The organism is Pseudomonas sp. B392_1p, assembly GCF_052245235.1.
Taxonomy (GTDB): domain Bacteria; phylum Pseudomonadota; class Gammaproteobacteria; order Pseudomonadales; family Pseudomonadaceae; genus Serpens; species Serpens gallinarum.
The window spans coordinates 55,633-72,557 of the sequence record NZ_JBQPXM010000013.1; the positions used below are offsets into that span (position 1 = coordinate 55,633).

20 protein-coding genes are annotated in these 16,925 nt (G+C 61.0%); 7 read left to right on the top strand and 13 right to left on the bottom strand.

Features of this window, described 5'->3' with window-relative positions; all coding sequences use genetic code 11:
- Positions 1-55: 55 nt before the first annotated feature.
- A complete protein-coding gene (locus ACTV8E_RS17145; protein ID WP_273535949.1) occupies positions 56-574 on the bottom strand; it encodes an acyloxyacyl hydrolase in 519 nt (172 codons plus the stop codon).
- A gap of 271 nt (positions 575-845) precedes the next feature.
- On the opposite strand from ACTV8E_RS17145, the gene ACTV8E_RS17150 reads away from it, so the two are divergent.
- Positions 846-1,607: an IclR family transcriptional regulator gene (locus ACTV8E_RS17150; RefSeq protein ID WP_273535948.1), complete on the top strand. Its 762-nt coding sequence runs from the start codon at positions 846-848 to the stop codon at positions 1,605-1,607.
- Positions 1,608-1,681: 74 nt separating this feature from the next.
- Here ACTV8E_RS17150 and ACTV8E_RS17155 read toward each other — a convergent pair whose 3' ends face one another.
- From ACTV8E_RS17155 to ACTV8E_RS17170, 4 genes are all read right to left on the bottom strand, one after another.
- Positions 1,682-2,305, bottom strand: coding sequence for a hypothetical protein (locus tag ACTV8E_RS17155; protein ID WP_273535947.1), 624 nt, complete (start codon positions 2,303-2,305; stop codon positions 1,682-1,684).
- Between the two features lie 103 nt (positions 2,306-2,408).
- Positions 2,409-3,746, bottom strand: a complete 1,338-nt coding sequence (locus ACTV8E_RS17160; RefSeq protein WP_443200279.1) for a sigma-54-dependent transcriptional regulator — start codon at positions 3,744-3,746, stop codon at positions 2,409-2,411.
- Complete coding sequence (locus tag ACTV8E_RS17165; RefSeq protein WP_443200280.1) at positions 3,743-5,380, bottom strand: sensor histidine kinase; 1,638 nt, start codon at positions 5,378-5,380, stop codon at positions 3,743-3,745. Before ACTV8E_RS17165 ends, ACTV8E_RS17160 begins: the two co-directional genes overlap by 4 nt.
- Positions 5,377-5,607, bottom strand: coding sequence for a PP0621 family protein (locus ACTV8E_RS17170; protein ID WP_251836649.1), 231 nt, complete (start codon positions 5,605-5,607; stop codon positions 5,377-5,379). Before ACTV8E_RS17170 ends, ACTV8E_RS17165 begins: the two co-directional genes overlap by 4 nt.
- Before the next feature lie 200 nt (positions 5,608-5,807).
- On the opposite strand from ACTV8E_RS17170, the gene ACTV8E_RS17175 reads away from it, so the two are divergent.
- Entirely contained in the window at positions 5,808-7,442 is a 1,635-nt protein-coding gene (locus tag ACTV8E_RS17175; RefSeq protein ID WP_443200281.1) for an NAD+ synthase, read from the top strand.
- Positions 7,443-7,780: 338 nt separating this feature from the next.
- The gene (locus ACTV8E_RS17180) at positions 7,781-8,296 is read left to right on the top strand and encodes a hypothetical protein (RefSeq protein WP_251836570.1); all 516 of its coding nucleotides are present in this window, start codon (positions 7,781-7,783) and stop codon (positions 8,294-8,296) included.
- Positions 8,297-8,350: 54 nt separating this feature from the next.
- On the opposite strand, the gene ACTV8E_RS17185 is transcribed toward ACTV8E_RS17180, so the two are convergent.
- Entirely contained in the window at positions 8,351-8,608 is a 258-nt protein-coding gene (locus tag ACTV8E_RS17185; protein ID WP_273535942.1) for a hypothetical protein, read from the bottom strand.
- Between the two features lie 205 nt (positions 8,609-8,813).
- Here ACTV8E_RS17185 and ACTV8E_RS17190 point away from each other — a divergent pair, with 205 nt between their 5' ends.
- Positions 8,814-9,227 carry an HPF/RaiA family ribosome-associated protein gene (locus ACTV8E_RS17190; RefSeq protein WP_251836572.1) on the top strand — a complete coding sequence of 138 codons (414 nt, stop codon included), beginning with the start codon at positions 8,814-8,816 and terminating at the stop codon, positions 9,225-9,227.
- 143 nt (positions 9,228-9,370) lie between these two features.
- Complete coding sequence (locus tag ACTV8E_RS17195) at positions 9,371-9,562, top strand: CsbD family protein (protein WP_251836573.1); 192 nt, start codon at positions 9,371-9,373, stop codon at positions 9,560-9,562.
- A 116-nt stretch (positions 9,563-9,678) separates the two neighbouring features.
- On the opposite strand, the gene ACTV8E_RS17200 is transcribed toward ACTV8E_RS17195, so the two are convergent.
- The 4 genes from ACTV8E_RS17200 to ACTV8E_RS17215 all read right to left on the bottom strand — a co-directional run bounded on the left by ACTV8E_RS17200 (position 9,679) and on the right by ACTV8E_RS17215 (position 11,965).
- Complete coding sequence (locus ACTV8E_RS17200) at positions 9,679-10,380, bottom strand: YebC/PmpR family DNA-binding transcriptional regulator (protein WP_443200282.1); 702 nt, start codon at positions 10,378-10,380, stop codon at positions 9,679-9,681.
- Between the two features lie 193 nt (positions 10,381-10,573).
- The gene (locus ACTV8E_RS17205) at positions 10,574-10,942 is read right to left on the bottom strand and encodes a SpoIIAA family protein (protein WP_251836575.1); all 369 of its coding nucleotides are present in this window, start codon (positions 10,940-10,942) and stop codon (positions 10,574-10,576) included.
- An 81-nt stretch (positions 10,943-11,023) separates the two neighbouring features.
- Positions 11,024-11,305 carry a peptidylprolyl isomerase gene (locus ACTV8E_RS17210; protein WP_251836576.1) on the bottom strand — a complete coding sequence of 94 codons (282 nt, stop codon included), beginning with the start codon at positions 11,303-11,305 and terminating at the stop codon, positions 11,024-11,026.
- Between the two features lie 210 nt (positions 11,306-11,515).
- Positions 11,516-11,965 (bottom strand): DUF3597 domain-containing protein, encoded by a 450-nt coding sequence (locus ACTV8E_RS17215; RefSeq protein WP_443200283.1) that lies wholly within the window; start codon positions 11,963-11,965, stop codon positions 11,516-11,518.
- A gap of 134 nt (positions 11,966-12,099) precedes the next feature.
- Here ACTV8E_RS17215 and ACTV8E_RS17220 point away from each other — a divergent pair, with 134 nt between their 5' ends.
- Complete coding sequence (locus ACTV8E_RS17220; RefSeq protein WP_443200284.1) at positions 12,100-12,624, top strand: CAP domain-containing protein; 525 nt, start codon at positions 12,100-12,102, stop codon at positions 12,622-12,624.
- Between the two features lie 33 nt (positions 12,625-12,657).
- On the opposite strand, the gene ACTV8E_RS17225 is transcribed toward ACTV8E_RS17220, so the two are convergent.
- Positions 12,658-12,969, bottom strand: a complete 312-nt coding sequence (locus ACTV8E_RS17225) for a hypothetical protein (protein ID WP_443200285.1) — start codon at positions 12,967-12,969, stop codon at positions 12,658-12,660.
- On the opposite strand from ACTV8E_RS17225, the gene ACTV8E_RS17230 reads away from it, so the two are divergent.
- A complete protein-coding gene (locus ACTV8E_RS17230; RefSeq protein ID WP_251836579.1) occupies positions 12,874-13,215 on the top strand; it encodes a hypothetical protein in 342 nt (113 codons plus the stop codon). The genes ACTV8E_RS17225 and ACTV8E_RS17230 overlap by 96 nt on opposite strands.
- A gap of 192 nt (positions 13,216-13,407) precedes the next feature.
- Here ACTV8E_RS17230 and ACTV8E_RS17235 read toward each other — a convergent pair whose 3' ends face one another.
- Positions 13,408-15,861, bottom strand: coding sequence for a helicase-related protein (locus ACTV8E_RS17235; RefSeq protein WP_443200286.1), 2,454 nt, complete (start codon positions 15,859-15,861; stop codon positions 13,408-13,410).
- A gap of 87 nt (positions 15,862-15,948) precedes the next feature.
- Positions 15,949-16,716, bottom strand: coding sequence for a hypothetical protein (locus ACTV8E_RS17240; protein WP_443200287.1), 768 nt, complete (start codon positions 16,714-16,716; stop codon positions 15,949-15,951).
- Between the last annotated feature and the right edge of the window lie 209 nt (positions 16,717-16,925).

Consider the following 16,925-nt stretch of genomic DNA (forward strand, 5'->3'; position numbering starts at 1 on the left):
TCAGGCCGGTTTTTTTACGTCTATCTTTTGCCGTAACCGGCAAATCTTACACCCATCAAAGCGGCCAACTCACAACCAGCGAATAGCTTTCGATGCCCTCGTTCGGGCTTTTCAGGCCGGCGTTTGAGTAGTGGATGGCGCGGATGCCCAGCCGACCCCCGTTGCGCAGTTGCAGGCCGGCGCCCAGGCGGTCTTCAAAGTGCAAGGCCGAGCTCATGTTGCGTCCGCCCACTTCGGTGCCGGAAAACAGCGCGGCGCCAATGCCCAATTCTATGAATGGCTGGGCGCCGTCGGCGTTGAAGGTGTAAACGAGCACTGGACTGAGGGACAACGAATGGGCGCCGGCGGCTTCGTCGCCGCTCTGCCAATAGGTGTAGCCAGCGTCCCAGTGACCGCCGAGGTGCCCGCTTTCGGTCTGCCACCAGCGTTGCTCCCACGCGCGCGACAGGCCTGCGCGGTAGGTCATTTCCCCTTGGCCGGTCACGCCGATGGCGCCAGACAGTTCGGCGGCTTGGGTTGTGCCAGCCATTACACAGCCAAGAGCAAACAGAGTGGGCACGAATTTGCGGGACATCGAAGGGCTCCTTGTTTGTGATGTGCCTCACCTCCGCTCGGGAGCGGGTGGACTGAGGCATCACTTCTGTATCGACTTGCGATTCACTGTATCGCTATGTGGGATTCTAGCGGCGTGAGTGAGTCGAAATCCAACGCCTTTACCGAGGGGTTACATCGGTTTTTTGGGCTAGACGTGTGGCCAAGCGGCTGGGCAGCGCTGGCCTGTGCCGCGACAGCCCACTACAGTAGCGGCTCTTCCTGTACACACCGTCCAGCCAAAGAGAAGTGCAATGAGTCAACCCGATGAAGCCATTGAGGTAGGTAAGCAGGCCGGCATCCAGGTGATTGCCCGGGCGGCGGCGATCATGCGGGCGTTGGGCAACAATCCCCAGGGTTTGAGCCTGGCCGCCATCGCCCAGTTGGTTGAGCTGCCGCGTTCCACGGTGCAGCGCATCATCAATGCGCTGGTGGATGAGTTCATGGTGGAGTCATCGGGCCCCTCGGGTGGTTTTCGTCTGGGGCCGGCGCTGGGGCATCTGATCAACCAGACGCAGTGCGACATCATCTCGCTAACCAAGTCGCGTCTGGCGGAGCTGGCCGGCCAGCTGCAGGAGTCGGTGTGTTTGTGTCGGCGGGTGGGTGACAAGGTGCATGTCATCGACCGCATCGTGGCGGAGCGGGAGTTGCGCGTGGTGTTCCCCATCGGCGTGCATGCCAGCGTGCTGTGCGTACCGGCAGGCAAGGTGCTGTTGGCGGCTGAAGAGGCTGCAGTAATAGACGCAGTCCTGCCCGTGCCGCTGTCGCATGAGACGCGCCAGCAGCTCAAGGAGATTCGCCGCAGCGGCGTAGCCTTCGGCACGGACGATGTGCTGGAGGGCGTCAGTTCGTATGCCGTGGCGCTGGATACCTACCTGGGCTTTTTCTCAGTGGCAGTGGTGGCTCCGACTTCACGGGCCGCGCCGCGGGCTGAAGTATTCAGACAGGCGTTGCTGGAGTGCAAGCACAGCGTGGAACGAGCCATCGGTCGGACGCCGGAGCTGTGTGGCCGTTGAGATTAAATATACGGGTGCCTCTAAGAGTTGAGTGCGAGCCAGCTTGCGGTAGGCAAACAGTCCGCTAGAGCGACTCAAACACCCAAGTGCGCCCGCAGCACCGCGACGACGCCAGCCCCCGCCTTGCTGGCCGCACCCTCGGCAAATTTTTTCGCCACGCCTTTGAACAGCGCCTTGCGCTTATCAGCATTGCCTTCCTGGCGGGAGCGCTCGTAGCCCTCACGAAAGGACTGCAAGGCCTCGGGGTCAAACACGGCATCCAGCACCTGAAACAGGCCATCGGCCGAGACTTTGACGATTTCGGTATTGAACGAGTAATCGAAGATGTGCTGATAGGTTTTGAGTTGGCCCTGTAGCCAGTTCTTGGCCAGGGTGTCTTCGATGATCAGGCCGATCTTGTCGCCATCGGTTTCCAGCGTCGCCTTGCTCAGCGCTGCCAATAGCCGTCCCATGGCTTGATCCTCGATGCGACCGCCGAATTTCAGGGCCGCTTCATAGCGCAGCTTCTTGATTTTGTTAACCGGCGTTTTCAGGCGTTCGCTGACCGCCTGGTTGCCATAATTGGCCAGCGGGCCGGAGCCGTGCAGGCCGTAGCGATCCAGCAGGTGCATGACCAGCGCGTCGATATCGGCCTTGGGCATCGAGCCGAGGCCCAGCTGCAGATAGTGCTCGAGAAACTCGTCTTCGAAACCACTCATGTTTCGGTCTCCACTGTGCTCAGTGGCAGGCCAGGTTCTGCTTGAGCGGCGGGCGGCGATGGACAGCCGTTTCGCTATTGGGCCGAAGACGCAGCGCGCAGGTTCACTCCAGGCCGAGTTTTTTCAATCGATAGCGCATCGAGCGGAACGTCAGCCCCAAACGCTGGGCAGCGGCGGTGCGGTTCCAGCGGGTTTCTTCGAGCGCCTGAAGGATCAGGTCGCGCTCTATCGCTTCCAGGTGATCTTCCAGGTTGTCGATGTGCGCCAGGCTGGTGGGGCCACTGTCGCCGCCACTGTTGATGGCGTCGGTCAGGCGCAGGTCGCTGGCGCGGATTTCATCCCGTTCGCACAAGGTGTAGGCGCGCTCGAGCATGTTCTCCAGTTCGCGCACGTTGCCTGGGAAACGGTAGCTCTTGAGCTTTTCCAGGGCCTCGGGGTGCAGGCGGGCGGGTGGCTGGCCGCTGCCTTCGGCCAGGCGCAGCAGCATGGCCTCGGCCAGCACGGCGATGTCTTCGCGGCGTTCACGCAGCGGTGGCACGCGCTGTTCGATGACATTGAGGCGGTAGTAAAGGTCTTGGCGGAAGCGCTCGGCGGTCACTTCGGCAGCCAGATCCTTGTGCGTGGCACTGAGGATGCGCACATCGACCACCACTTCTTGCTGACCGCCCACCGGGCGCACCGCCTTTTCCTGAATGGCGCGCAGCAGTTTCACCTGCATCGGCAGCGGCAGGTCGGCAACTTCGTCGAGGAACAGGGTGCCGCCGTTGGCCGCCTGGAACAGGCCCTGTTTGTCTTCGATGGCGCCGGTGAAACTGCCTTTTTTATGGCCGAAGAACTCGCTTTCCATCAACTCGCTGGGGATGGCGCCGCAGTTGACCGGCACGAAGGGCCGCTCCGCGCGTGGGCCGAGCTCGTGAATCTGTCGGGCAACCAGCTCCTTGCCGCTGCCCGACTCGCCGCTGATGTAGACCGGGGCCTGGCTGCGCGCCAGTTTGCTGATCTGTTTGCGCAGCGCGCGCATGGGCGGCGATTCACCGAGCAGTCGGCTGTCCACCGGCTGGTCGCTCTCTACTGTACGCAGGCGCAAAGCGGTGCCGACCAGTTCACGCAGGCGGGTGAGGTCTACCGGTTTGGTGAGAAAGTCAAAGGCGCCGGCCTTGAGCGCGTTGATGGCGGTGTCCAGGCTGCCATAGGCGGTGATCATCGCCACCGGGACCTGAGGGTGCCGTTGCTGGATGTGCTGCACCAGCTCCATGCCGGTGCCGTCGGGCAGGCGCATGTCGGTCAGGCACAGGTCGAACGGCTCGCGGGCCAGCCATTCGCGGGCTTCCTTGAGATTGCGCGCGCAGCGGGTGTCGAGCTTCATGCGCCCAAGGGTGATTTCCAACAATTCACGAATGTCGGGCTCGTCATCCACGATCAAGGCTATTTGGCGACTCATGGGACAGACTCTTTCTTGTTGTTAGAGGTGACGGACTCCTCGCCCCAGCTCATTTTGCGTGGGTGGGCGAAGATGATGCGAAAACAGCTGCCGCCTTCCGGACGGGGCCGGTACGCGAGGCGTGCCTGGTTGCCTTCGCAAAGTTCGCGCGAAATATACAGGCCCAGACCGGTGCCTTTGCTATCGGTGGTGTAGAACGGTTCAAAAATATTCAATTGTTGTTCGGCATCCACACCTGGCCCGTCGTCGAGGATGTCGAGTACTGGCAGGTCGCTGTCCGGGTCCCGGTACAGTTTGAGCCACACTTGTCCGCGCGGGTTGTGCTGCGCGCTGTAGCGCATGCCGTTCTGCACCAGGTTGCTCAACACCTGGGTCAACTGGTGCGGGTCGATGCGCGTCTGGATGGTGCCGCTGGCGGTTTCCAGGTGCAGTTGCTGGTTGCCCTTGGCCGTGCTGCGAAACTCGCTGGCGAAGCGGTGCATCCAGTACTTGAGGTCCAGCAACTGCGGGGAAGATTTGCGGTTGCGGGACAGCTGCAGCACGTTTTCGATCACCAGATTCATGCGCCGCGACTGATCCTGGATGATCTGCGCCAGGCGCCGGTCCGGCGCGTCCAGTTCTTCGGACTCATGCAGCAGTTGGGCAGCATGGCTGATGGCACCGAGCGGGTTGCGGATTTCGTGGGCAATGCCGGCAGTCAGACGACCCAGGGACACCAGTTTCATTTCATGGGCGCGCTGGGCGATTTCGGAGACGTCTTCCAGGAAGATCAGCGTGTCCTGCTGATCCCCGCGTTGCAGCGTGCTGAAGCTGGGTTGCAGGATGCGCTCATCCTGCCCGACATGCAGGTTGGAAGGGCGCAGTGAGGGATTGCATGACCATTGTTGCAAGCGCTCAAGCAGCTCTGGGTAATTCACCGTCAGAGGCTCGCCGATCAAGGTGCTGACACCAAGCATGCGCAATGCGCTCTGATTGACCTGAACGACGTTTTGGCGGGCATCGACCACCAAAATGCCCGTGTGCATGCGCTGCAGGATCAGGTTGTTGAGCACTTCCAGGTTGGCGATATCGTTGGCGCGTTGCCGGGCGAGGTCCTCACTGACGCGCAGGTGACGCGTCAGGGTTTGCACCACCATCGCTACGGCGAAACACAGCGCGCCGAGGGCGCCGGCCTGGATAAACTGGTTGGCGGCCGCCGGGCGGCTGAGGCTGATATGGAACGTCAACAGAATGAAGCTGAGCGCAGCGCAGGCGGCGATCAGCAGGCCGCTGTTGCCACGCAGCAGAATATTGGCAATCGCCACCGCGACAATCAGCAGGCTGCCCAGGCCGCTGGAAATACCGCCTGCCGCATAGAACAACGCGGCGAGCAGCAGCACATCGAACAAGGCCAGGCTGAAGAACTGCAGGTAGCGCGGGCGCCGGAGCCGTACCGCGATGAGCAGGTTGGCGATCAGGTAGACCCAGCTGCCTTGCCGGAACAGTTGCGCATGGGTCAGTTCCAGCAGGCGGTCGTCCAGATTGCTGGAGATCAGGAAAACCAATAGCAAGCCGACGATCAGACGGTAGAGGTGGTACAGGCGCAAGACGCGCCGTCCGGGCTCACCGTGCAGGGTCAGGCTGTTGTGGCTCACTGATCGTGACGAGCCTGTTCGAGATGAGCCTGGCTGCAAAACCATTGGTCATCTTGCTGCAGGGCCAGATGCTGGGGCAGGTGCACGTGGCAGTGAGCGCAGCGCACCATCGGTTCCGCCTGGGGGCGGGAAGTGCTGGTCGTTGACCGTGAGCGGGTGAAACGTCGCCACAGCCAGAAGGCCGCAGCGATAAGGGCAATCCAGAACAGCACGCGAAACAGGCCCATAATCTTCTCTTTGAACGCGAAAGGCAGCAGTGTATCCAAGCTGGAGACGCGATCCCAGCGGCTGAAGGCCGCGCTGTGCATTGTTTCCGCAGATAGCCTGGCGTGTTGTGTAAAAACGCAGGCATAGTTTTTCAACCAACTGTTAGGGACAATGGCAGACAACGTGCCGAACGGCGCAGCGATTATTGATGGAGACGGCCATGAGCCAAACCCTGCGGGTCGTAATGGCCCAGTTGAATCTGCGTGTCGGCGATGTGCATGGCAACGTCGAGCGCCTGATTGAAGCGGCCAAGAGCGCCCGCGATCAATGGCAGGCGGATGTCATCCTGTTTCCCGAGCTGGCGCTGTGCGGCTATCCGCCCGAAGACCTGCTGCTGCGCTCGAGCATGCAGCTGCGCATCGAGCAAGGCTTGCGCCGCCTGCGGGACGAAGTGCGCGGCATCTACATGGTGGTCGGCTACCCCTGGTTGGAAGACGACAAGCGCTACAACGCAGCGGCGGTGATCGCGGACGGCGAGCTGCTGGTCAGCTATTACAAGCAGCAATTGCCCAATTACCGAGTATTCGACGAGAAACGCTATTTCGACGCCGGCGACCAGCCGTGTGTGGTTGAGATCAAGAGCGTGCCGGTGGCGGTCACCATCTGCGAAGACATCTGGTTCCCCGAGCCGATGGCCCAGGCCAAGGCGGCTGGCGCGCGGCTGATGCTCAGCCTGAACGCCTCGCCCTTCCACCTAGACAAGCAACGCGAGCGTGAGGCCATGCTGGCTCAGCGTGCTCAAGAAGGTGGCATGCCGATTGTCTACGTCAATCAGGTGGGCGGCCAGGATGAGCTGGTGTTCGATGGTGGCAGCTGCGTGGTCGATGCCGACGGCCGCGTGTGCCAGCGCGCGCGGATGTTCGAAGAAGGCGTGTTCCCCGTCGATCTGCTCTGCAACGCGCACAGCATCGAGCCCCGTGACAGTCATCCCGCGCCTTTGCCGGAGTTGGAAGCCAGTGTGTACCAGGCGCTGGTCACCGGCGTGCGCGACTATGTGCACAAAAACGGCTTCAAGGGCGTGGTACTCGGTCTCTCCGGCGGTATCGACTCGGCCCTGACCCTGGCGGTGGCGGTCGATGCCCTGGGGGCCGAGCGCGTCGAGGCGGTGATGATGCCGTATCACTACACCGCGCAGATCAGCCTGGAGGATGCCGAGGCGCAGGCGCAGACTATGGGCGTCACTTATCGTGTATTGCCCATCGCGCCGATGGTCGAGGCGTTCATGGACACCCTGTCGCCCGTGTTCGCCGGCCTGGGCCGCGATACCACCGAGGAAAACCTGCAGGCGCGCTGTCGCGGCACGCTGCTGATGGCCATCTCCAACAAGCGCGGCTCGCTGGTGCTGACCACCGGCAACAAGAGCGAAGTGGCGGTGGGCTACTGCACGCTGTACGGCGACATGGCTGGCGGTTTTGATGTGCTCAAGGATGTGCCCAAGACCCTGGTGTTCCGCCTGTGCGAATACCGCAACAGCCTGGCGGGTGAGGTGATCCCGCAGCGGGTCATCGACCGTCCGCCGTCCGCCGAATTGGCGCCGGACCAGAAAGACGAAGACTCGCTGCCGCCCTACCCGGAACTCGACGAAATCCTCAAGCTGTATATCGAATATGACCTGTCGGCCAATGCGATCATCGCCGAAGGCTTCGACGAGGACACCGTCCGGCGCGTGCTGCGTCTGGTCGATCTCAACGAGTACAAGCGCCGCCAGGCTGCAGTTGGGCCGCGCATTACTCAGCGAGGTTTCGGGCGTGACCGCCGGTATCCGATCACGTCGGGCTGGCGACTGGGCGACTGAGGCTGAGCCGAAGCGCTGGCTGGGTACAGCCATGGGAGTCTAGGCAAACCGCTGTCTTCGTCGCGGGGTCGCGACTCCCACACTAGGCCGTGCTCACGCGAATTCACTGTGGGAGCCCGCCCTCGGGCCAAAGCTTTCAAGGCTTTGGGGATAGGGCACCACTCTCCCAAAAACCGAGCCCGCCATGCGCCTATTAGGCGCTGGTTCGCCCGCAAGGCCGCTTTCTACAGCCTTTTATCCATGCCGGAAAATGAACTGTCAGGTGATCTCCGGGTCGTTACAGAGAGCTCACTAGCTCCGTTTCGCTCTTCACCCACGACAGAACAAGAGGCATAGATATGAAACGATTGCTGAGTATTTCGACGCTGGCCGCTGCGATCTTTCCGGTAGTTGCTCTTGCTACCCCCGTCACCGGGGATCAGGAAATCACCCTGAGTGGCGCCGGTAGTAGCGATAAGGACTTCGACAGCACCGTCATGGCCGTTCAGGGTAGCTGGGGGCAGTATCTGAGTGAGCAATCCCTCTGGGGAATACGCCAGTCCATCAACATTCGCGATGACGAGGGCGATGACACCAAGTTCGACGGCTCAACCCGGGTGTTTTACGACTACCACTTCGGCACCGGCAATACCCGGCCATTCATAGGCGTGAGCCTGGGTGGCGTGTATGGCGAACAGGTGGAGGAAAGTTTCATGGCGGGGCCGGAAATCGGCATCAAGCACTGGGTCGCGGACAAGACCTTCATCACCGCCATGGCCGAGTATCAGTTCCTCTTCGAGAGTGGAAGCGAGGCGGATGACCGTTTTGACGATGGGCTCTTTCTCTACAGCCTGGGTATCGGTTACAACTTCTGAGTCATGCGAGTCAAAAGGCGCGGCCCCAAGGCCGCGCCTTTTTGCGTTCTGAAATCAGCGTTTACCCATCGACTTGCTGCTGCCTTTGGGTGGCAGGCCAGGCCGTTGATCGTGATTGGATTTGTTGCCCTTTTGATGCCAGGGCTGATCGTTTTTCTTGTCGGCCGCGTAGGCGCTGGGCGAAAAGGGGAAACTGAAGGCGGGAATGCCGGGCTTGGCGGAGGCGGATTCCGGTTTGCTCAGGCCCGACTCGCGGTCAGTGGATTCGGCATGGGGTGCATCAGCAGATGCTTGCATCGCGTGGGTGGTCATAAGCGTTCCGTGGTGCGCCGAGGGAGAAGAAGGCCTGGCAGTATACCTGCCGTCTTTTGTGCACTGGTCATAATCTGTATCTCGAATCAACGCGCGGCATGCGGCCATTGGTAGCATCGGTCTTGCTTAAAGTCCTGAACAATGTCATAGCTTTCATGCCGTTCGATCATCAGAGCGGCGGATCAAGACGAAGAAGGATGACCTTATGCAAATCCAGGTTCACAGCGATAACCACATCGAAGGCAGTGCCCGTCTCGCAGATTGGGTCAGTGCCACGGTCGCCAGCAAGCTGGAGCGCTTTGACGACGAACTGACCCGCATTGTTGTCCACCTTAACGACGAGAATGGTGACAAATCCGGTGCCCAGGATAAGCGTTGCCAGATCGAGGCGCGCCCCAAGGGGCTGCAACCGATTTCCGTCACCCACCGGGCCGAAGCCTTGGAGCAAGCCCTGGACGGTGCCATCGAGAAACTGGGCAATGCCTTGAGTCATCAGTTTGGCAAGCTGCGTAGCAAGCGTGCCGTCACCCAGCCGTTGCAAGGCGGTCAGCCTGAGACGATGAGTCAGGATGCGTTGCTCGAAGAAGACTTCCTGGCTGACGAACAAGCCCGTCTGTAATTCTCTCCTTTTAACGGCAGGCGCCCCGTGAGCGCCTGCCGTTTTTCGTTGTAATCCACCATTCGTTTCGTCGAGTCAGCGCAACTCTCATCTCCTCCAGCCGTCTACTGAAGTGTCATTCGACACCTGAAAAGGGAGCTGTCATGGGAAGCACAGGCGATAAAATCAAAGGTACCGCCAACGAAGCCGCCGGCAAGATCAAGCAAGGCGTCGGCGAAGCGACCGATAATGAGCGGATGAAAGGTGAAGGTAAGGCCCAGGAAGTGAAGGGCGAGGGTCAGCAACTCAAGGGCGATCTCAAGGACGCCGTGAAAAAGGGCGTCGACAAGGCCTGAGCTCGAACAATTCCCACGCAGCCTCGCGTGGGAATTTATTAACTCTGCAAAACCACGTGCCATAGCTCCCGCAAACGCGGGAGCTCAATGGTTTGGTCTTGCCGTCGCGGGCCGCTTCAGCCAGCCAATCCGACATAAACGTTCTGAACATCATCGTGGTCGTCGATGGCTTCCAGGAAGGCCTCGACTTCAGCCAGGGCTTCGGCGCTCAGGTTATTGACCGGGTTCTTCGGTCGGTAGCCCAGCTTGGCCGAGTGCACGGTAAAGCCGAACTCGGGCAACGCGCGCGACACCGCATCCAGATCGGTCGGGTCGGTGATGAACAGCGTGTCGCCTTCGTCCGCTGCTTCGAAATCCTGAGCGCCCGATTCGATGGCCGCCAGTTCTGCATCGGCGTCACCCTCGGGAGTCGCTTCGATCAGGCCGACGTGATCGAAATCCCAGCTCACCGAGCCGGCGCCGCCCAGTTGGCCCTTGCGAAACAACACGCGAATTTCCGCCACGGTACGGTTCAGGTTATCGGTCAGACACTCGACGATCAGCGGCACCTGATGGGGGGCAAAGCCTTCATACAGGGTGCGTTCGTAGTGGACGGTTTCGCCGCTCAATCCGGCGCCTTTCTTGATGGCGCGATCCAGGGTGTCCTTGGGCATCGAGGCTTTCTTGGCCTGGTGCACGGCCAGGCGCAGCTTGGCGTTGGTGTCTGGGTCGGCGCCGTTACGCGCGGCGATCATGATTTCCTTGACCAACTTGCCAAAGATCTTGCCCTTGGCATTGGCGGCGGCTTCTTTAGGTTTGGCTTTCCACTGGGCGCCCATGGTTTCTCTCATATGCGGGAGGAGGAAGGTGAGTCGCAGATCGACTGCAACACAGGGGGCGAATTCTACGCCGTGGCCTTTAAAGCATGAACAATCCGCAACAAACCCAAGCGCGAATCGGGCAGCCCACCGTTTGGCCATAACGGGCTGTGACTGGATGCATTCAGACAAAGGCCGGGCGCGGCCGCCGAAATTACGGTTGCTCCAGCCAGGCTTCGGCTGCCTGCGCTTCGTCTGGCGCGAACGCTTTGATTTTTAATCCGGGAATCAAGGCGCCTTCGATCTTGCTGGCGATGCGCAGCCAGCGTTTGTCGGCGATCACGGCGCAGCGCTCAAAGCGGCGGATGAGGATGAACAGCTGAGCGACTTGCGACAGTTCCATGGCCAGGGCGCCGAGCGAAGGCCTGTCGAAATCGTGGATGCAATAGCGCATGCGGCCATGGGTGAAGCCGGTGGAGGCATTCATCAGGTGATCGACCAGCACGTGCAGTTCGTCGCTGTCGAGCTTGCCGGAGAGCTGCACATCGAGGCGGTTATCGGCTATTCGCTTGACGTGAAACATGCTGTTTCTCCCGAATACCTGTTGTTTCAGGCTAGTCCAGGAACAGCAGGAGACGCCCCCGTGGGCTGGGGGCGCGGTGCATCAGTCCTGGCGGCTGGTGACTTCCAGCAGGTGATAACCGAATTGGGTTTTCACCGGGCCTTGCACGACATTCAGCGGAGCGCTGAATACTACGGTATCGAATTCCTTAACCATCTGGCCCGGGCCGAACGAGCCAAGGTTGCCGCCGTCACGGCTGGATGGGCAGGTGGAGTTTTCTTTAGCGACTTTGGCAAAATCGGCACCGCCTTCGATGGCGGCTTTCAATTCGTTGCACTTGGCTTCGCTGGCAACAAGGATGTGACGGGCAGTGGCTCGGGCCATGGGGGGTACTCCTATCAATGAAGGGGCGGAGCCTACCGTAAACACTGCGGATGTGCATCGGGCCGCGCATCGAAGTTGCAGGCTGGACCCACCCTTGAAACGACGCGGCGGTTGCTATTGATGCGGCGCACCGTCGCGTCGTACCGCATCTTGGCGGCCGGGTAACCGGCCGCCGAGTGGCTGGCGTAATGCCAGAGTGAAGCGTTGCGCTCAGGTAAGCAGCTCAGGGGGGATCGTACCGCCATGCTGGGCCAGCTTCTGCATCACGGTCTTGTGCAGCCAGGTATTCATCTGGGCGGAGTCGCTCATCAATTGCGGCGGGCAACCCAGCTCGGTGGCCAGCTCCTTGCGATGCTCCAGGCTGCTGTCCAGACCCAGCAATTTCAGCAGGTCGACAATCGAGGTACGCCAGTTGAGTTGCTCCGAATGGCTGGCAGCCATGCCGTCGAGTTTGGCGGTGACGTCGACGGTACTCATGGTGCTGGAATCGCCCACGCCGCCCAGAGCTGAGCCGGCGCCCGGAACTGTCGTGGCATTGGATGCAGCGTCAGGACGATTCGCGTCCGCCACCGTGCTCGTCGACGGTTGGGGGGATGTGGGCACCGTCTTGTCGTCATGGCCGAAACCGAGTTTTTCTTTGATCCGATCGAACAGGCCCATGGAGATTTCCTCATTCGTTGTTGTGAGCTTCGATTGGGACAGCGGAACAGAGGCCTGCATTCAGCACCGTAGGTCGGATTGGCAACCGCAAGGCGCGGGGCGAGTCCAATGGGCACAGTCACGGAGGTATTAGCATGCTGATCACCGCCTTACGCCCTCGGATGATGGTTCTGCTGGTCAGTATCGGATTGCCGGCCGTGCAGGCGGCAAGCACGGATTCAGTCCCGGCCGAACAGTGGAAAAGCACCGGGCTGGACCTGCTCGAACGGGTCAATGCCGTGCGTGCGGCACCCAGGAATTGTGGCGAAAAGCTGTACCCGGCCGCGGCGCCCTTGGCTTGGAGCGACCGGCTGGCCCAGGCCGCTTTCGATCACAGCCGCGACATGGTCATGCACAACACCTTGAGCCACGCAGGCAGTGATGGCAGCGACCTCGGTGCGCGAGTCAGCCGTGCGGGTTATCGCTGGCAAGCGGTTGGTGAAAACATCGCCAGCGGGCAGGTCGAAGTGGAGAAGACCCTGGCCGGCTGGCTCTCCAGCCCAGGGCATTGCGCCAACATCATGAATTCTCAGTTCACAGAAATGGGCGCTGCCTATGCCATGGGCGAGCAGGGGAGTGCCGCGATCTATTGGACGCAGGTATTCGCTACGGCGCCGTAGCGTCCGCCTCGCTGCTAAGCGAGCGAGGCGGCGTTAGAACACCAGCATGAAGAAACCGATGACCACGATCAGGCCAATCAGAAAGATGATGCCAATCGTACTGCCGAGGAACTTGAGCATGGTAAGGACTCCCGTTGGGTTCCCTATTGGGACTGATCGGCACGGGTGTCGTTCACGGATCAACAGTGCGCATTGACATGTCCAAGCCGGAGACGGGGGCGTGTGCCCCGACCATGAGGAAGGTTCGCCATGAGTACTCTGGACATCGAAGGCTGGTGCAAAACCAGCCCCCAGCAAGCCTCCAGCCCGCTGGGTGTTTTTCATTTCTACATCGACGGGAACCATCACCGGCAACTGGAAGAGGCTGAAGAGCAGTTGGTGAAAAGTGGAGGGGCGGAGGTGCTGATCACGCCTGACTTGTCGACGCTGGAGCTGATCCCACCACCCGATTGCGGACCGTTGGCCGATTGCCACTTGCGGGTCTATTTGCGTCCGGATGATCAACGAGGCCAGTTTCATCTGGTTGGGCACCGGGCCAGCGATGGCAGCCTGGTCTACACCAACGCGATGATGATCGACATGCTCAGTTAGAGTGGCCATGGCCCTCTCAGTCTTTGACAATCGAGCGTAGGGTGAATCGCGCTTCATCGATCTATCGGGGGACGATCCACCGGGTGGCGATCCACCGGGTGGCGATCCACCGGGTGGCGATCCATCGAGCGGAGCCAGGGTGGAAAAGCGACATCCACCTCTATAAAACGTGGGAGCGTGGCGGCGGAATAGTTATTGTCTTCCCCGGCCGCTTCGTTGCTGCTGCGCCCGATAACACGCCTGGCACAGGCGAAATTGGCTTTCCAGCAAGGGCATCGGTTTGCCGCATTGCTGGCAGCTTTTCGTGTCGCCCTTGATGCGGCGTTGGTCGGTACGTTTTGGGGTGCGCCGCCGCGACAGTTCGCGGGTAATGGCGTCGTTGAGCAGGCGGCGGTGTTCCTCGCCACGCTCCACGCCGGGGAAATAATCCGGCAGGGTGCGTGCCAGGTGCAGGTAGGTTTCGATGACGTGCAGTGAGCTTTCCAGGGTCGCCAGTTCGGCGTTGATCAGCAACCGGGGTGGTTCGATGACGGTGCCACGCGCCACTTTCTGCAGCCACTGCTGGGCAAAGGTACTGGCGGGGCTGTCCAGCCCGCCGCGAATCGGCGTGCAGGCAAAGATCCAGCGCAGCCAGAGTTCGATGTCCGGGTCGTCGATCAGCGCGATCCAGTCGGCCAACTCGTCCGGCAGAATGGAAATGAATTCCTCGCCGAAGTTGATGTTGCGATTGAAGGTCAGCCAGGCGCGCAGCAGGCTGGGGTCGTTCATCAATTCGGCAATCGCGGTGAGGTGCTCGATGGACGGGCGCACCTGAAACTGCGCCAAGTCGATCGGCACGTCCGGGCTGTTGAACAGACGCTTGATCGATTGCAGGGTCTGTGGGTCCAGCGCGGTGATGTAGCCGTTATCGTGATGACCGAAGCGCCCGGCGCGCCCACCGATCTGCTTGACCTCTTGCACCTTGAGCTGGCGGTTCTGGATGCCGTCGAATTTTTCATCGGTGTAGAAACACAGCGTGTGCGCCGGCAGGTTCAGGCCCATGCCCACCGCATCGGTGGCCACCATCAGGTCCGCCTCGCCTTCGCGAAAGCGCCGAGCCTGCTCGCGGCGCACTTCCGGCGACAGCGCGCCATAGACCACCGACACGCTCTTGCCGGTCATCTCCAACAGGCCCTTGAGTTCCAGCACCGTCTTGCGACTGAAGGCCACCAGCAGCGAGCCTTCGTCGAGCTTTTTCAGCGTGGTGGAGTGGCGCGCCACATCCACCGGCGACAGACGTTTGGTGCGCTTGATCACCAGACGGTCTTCGCACAATTCGCACAGAGTTTTCAGCGACGGCTCGATCAGTGCCGGACCGGTCATGATCAGCTCCGGCGTGTAGGCGCTGACCAGCGCATCCACCCAGGCCCAGCCGCGTTGATCGTCGGCCATCATCTGCACTTCGTCGATCACCACCACGTCCCAATGCTGATCGCGGAAGCGGGCGAACTCCTCGACCGTGCAGCAAAAGTGCGTGGCGCCCTCACGAATGATCTCTTCCTCGCCGGTGACCAGCGAGCAGGGCACGCCCATGGCTTCGATGCGTTCCTGATTTTCCAGCGCCATCAGGCGCAGCGGCGACAGGTAAATACCGTGGGTGACGCCGGTCATCGTCTCAATGGCGCGGTGAGTCTTGCCGCTGTTGGTCGGGCCGAGCAGCGCGGTCCAGGTGCGAGTCAGCCGCCGCGCCGGGTAAAGCTTGTGGTAATGGGCGAAGCGCGGGTTTTCCAGCAGCACGGCAAACGCCATCTTTTCCGCATGAGCCTGGCGCGCATAACGCACCGAGCGGATGAGCTTTTGCGGCTCCATGAAGAAGATTTCGTTCAGGCGCTTCTGCCCCAGCAGTTGCAGGTCGAAGTCACCGGCCTGGTCCACCAGCAGGGCGAATTTTTCTTCCAGCGCCTGGCGATCCTGCGCCTTCCAATCGAGCACTTCCTGATCGCTGAGCACATGGCCCTGGCCGGCCGGCACGCGGCGCTGCACATCGAGCGCCAAGCTACCTTGGCGCAGCTCCACCACATAGCGCAGCTCGTGCATGACTTCGTTCAGGATGTCGATAGCCGTCGCCGCAAACGCATCGACGCCCGCCAGCGTGGGGCGCAGCGTGGCTAGAGTTTGTTCCTTTTGCTCATCGCTCAACGTGGCGAACGGCCGCTTGAGTACTTGCAGCCGCTCGCGAACCCAGGCATGCACCGCGTGCTGCACAGTTGTTTCAAACGCGTCGCTGGAGGTGCTGTCCGCCAAGCGCGAGGCCCACGCGCTGCTTAGAAACGTCTGTACGCCGCAGCTGAAGGTTCTTTCGATGCCGAACACATCCACCGGGCAGGCATAGTCATGCACGTCACGGGCGAGAATGCGGCCGATCAGGCCAGTCGGCTCGGGCTGGGCCAGCACGTCATCCACAGCACTTTCGGTAAGCCCCAGCCAGAATGCCCGCGCCGCCCGACCGATCTCCGCGATGCGATGGCCTTGATAGGCAATGAACCAGTCGTCTTGGTGGCGCTTGTTCGGCGCGAATTCGGGGTATCTCGCTATGGTCCAGGCGAGGAACCGCTGCAAGCGCTCAAGCTGAATAGCCTTGCGGTGCTGAATATCGGCCTTGCGCATGATCGACGCCTCTTCTGATCGGGATGCGTGCGAAGTGTGGACCACTTCGCACGAGAGATGAACAGGCGTGATCACCTCTTGGCCACATCAAGAGAGTGCGCGTTTGGCCAGCATCTTGGACAGGCCGTACGTAGACGCTAAAAACTGAATGGGGTAGCGAAAACGGTAGCGCAGCCGTGAGGCGCGGGGCAGCCGATAGCTCATGCCTTCCTCAATGGAATAACGGCAGGGATTGCACAGGCCGCACGGTTGGCCCGCACGGGGCGTGAAACAGAACCAGCTTTTTTCCAGGAGCGCGATAAAGCCTTGCTCCATGGCCCGCTGCCGCATCTGTTCCTTGGTCAGCATGAGCACGGGAAACCGGTAGTTGGCAAAGATGTGCAGGTCGTCCTCCTGGCTATCGCCTGACCGCTTCAGCGCCCAGTGGCCGGACGCTGCGGGTGTGACCTGACCCTGCAGGAAAAAATACGCCTTGTCGTCGATGTGGACGCTAAGTTCCAGCGTCGTGAGGTTCCTGAATTTGGCATAGCGGGCCAGCCAGTCATATTGACTGCCCAGGTGTGCCCGTGATTTCAAGCGCCGGTAGGACTGGGTAATGGCCTGATCGGGCGGAATATCGTTGATAGAGGTGAGGATTGTGGGCTTGATACGTTGGCTAGCCTGGCTGTCGAACCTCGCCAGGCACTGGCGGATATCGTTGATCGCCTGCAATTCTCGCAGGCTGGAGAGACGCCCCAGGTCGATGATGTAGTGAGGCTGTACGGTCGCTTTTTCAGTCAGGGCAAGGCTGAGGACTCTGAAGGAGGAATCCCAGCCGCCGGTCCAGAGAATATCCACGCTGCCTGCATTGGACATGTCCATGGTCTCTTGAGGCGTTGCCCCCGACCGTCACTGGCAGAGGCTCCGTTGGAGGGTCACCCGGACATCCTGTCCGTGGTCTCGAAGGCGCAGTGAGCTTAGTTGGCGGTGGCGCGCATCGCGTGCAACACCCCCGTGCAGCTGACAAGCGGAACGGTGGCTGCCCCTTCCCGAACAGCGGATCGGACCGCTGGCACGTTCGGTAT

Bases quoted from the DNA above. Each gene is read 5' to 3' on its own strand.
- ACTV8E_RS17200 (WP_443200282.1), bottom strand. From the start codon at position 10,380: ATGGGCGCCCAGTGGAAAGCCAAACCTAAAGAAGCCGCCGCCAATGCC.
- ACTV8E_RS17155 (WP_273535947.1), bottom strand. From the start codon at position 2,305: ATGAGTGGTTTCGAAGACGAGTTTCTCGAGCACTATCTGCAGCTGGGC.
- ACTV8E_RS17205 (WP_251836575.1), bottom strand. From the start codon at position 10,942: ATGTTTCACGTCAAGCGAATAGCCGATAACCGCCTCGATGTGCAGCTC.
- ACTV8E_RS17220 (WP_443200284.1), top strand. From the start codon at position 12,100: ATGCTGATCACCGCCTTACGCCCTCGGATGATGGTTCTGCTGGTCAGT.
- ACTV8E_RS17185 (WP_273535942.1), bottom strand. From the start codon at position 8,608: ATGACCACCCACGCGATGCAAGCATCTGCTGATGCACCCCATGCCGAA.
- ACTV8E_RS17160 (WP_443200279.1), bottom strand. From the start codon at position 3,746: ATGAGTCGCCAAATAGCCTTGATCGTGGATGACGAGCCCGACATTCGT.
- ACTV8E_RS17175 (WP_443200281.1), top strand. From the start codon at position 5,808: ATGAGCCAAACCCTGCGGGTCGTAATGGCCCAGTTGAATCTGCGTGTC.
- ACTV8E_RS17240 (WP_443200287.1), bottom strand. From the start codon at position 16,716: ATGTCCAATGCAGGCAGCGTGGATATTCTCTGGACCGGCGGCTGGGAT.
- ACTV8E_RS17180 (WP_251836570.1), top strand. From the start codon at position 7,781: ATGAAACGATTGCTGAGTATTTCGACGCTGGCCGCTGCGATCTTTCCG.
- ACTV8E_RS17145 (WP_273535949.1), bottom strand. From the start codon at position 574: ATGTCCCGCAAATTCGTGCCCACTCTGTTTGCTCTTGGCTGTGTAATG.
- ACTV8E_RS17235 (WP_443200286.1), bottom strand. From the start codon at position 15,861: ATGCGCAAGGCCGATATTCAGCACCGCAAGGCTATTCAGCTTGAGCGC.
- ACTV8E_RS17190 (WP_251836572.1), top strand. From the start codon at position 8,814: ATGCAAATCCAGGTTCACAGCGATAACCACATCGAAGGCAGTGCCCGT.
- ACTV8E_RS17230 (WP_251836579.1), top strand. From the start codon at position 12,874: ATGAGTACTCTGGACATCGAAGGCTGGTGCAAAACCAGCCCCCAGCAA.
- ACTV8E_RS17150 (WP_273535948.1), top strand. From the start codon at position 846: ATGAGTCAACCCGATGAAGCCATTGAGGTAGGTAAGCAGGCCGGCATC.
- ACTV8E_RS17195 (WP_251836573.1), top strand. From the start codon at position 9,371: ATGGGAAGCACAGGCGATAAAATCAAAGGTACCGCCAACGAAGCCGCC.
- ACTV8E_RS17170 (WP_251836649.1), bottom strand. From the start codon at position 5,607: ATGGGCCTGTTTCGCGTGCTGTTCTGGATTGCCCTTATCGCTGCGGCC.
- ACTV8E_RS17210 (WP_251836576.1), bottom strand. From the start codon at position 11,305: ATGGCCCGAGCCACTGCCCGTCACATCCTTGTTGCCAGCGAAGCCAAG.
- ACTV8E_RS17225 (WP_443200285.1), bottom strand. From the start codon at position 12,969: ATGGTTCCCGTCGATGTAGAAATGAAAAACACCCAGCGGGCTGGAGGC.
- ACTV8E_RS17215 (WP_443200283.1), bottom strand. From the start codon at position 11,965: ATGGGCCTGTTCGATCGGATCAAAGAAAAACTCGGTTTCGGCCATGAC.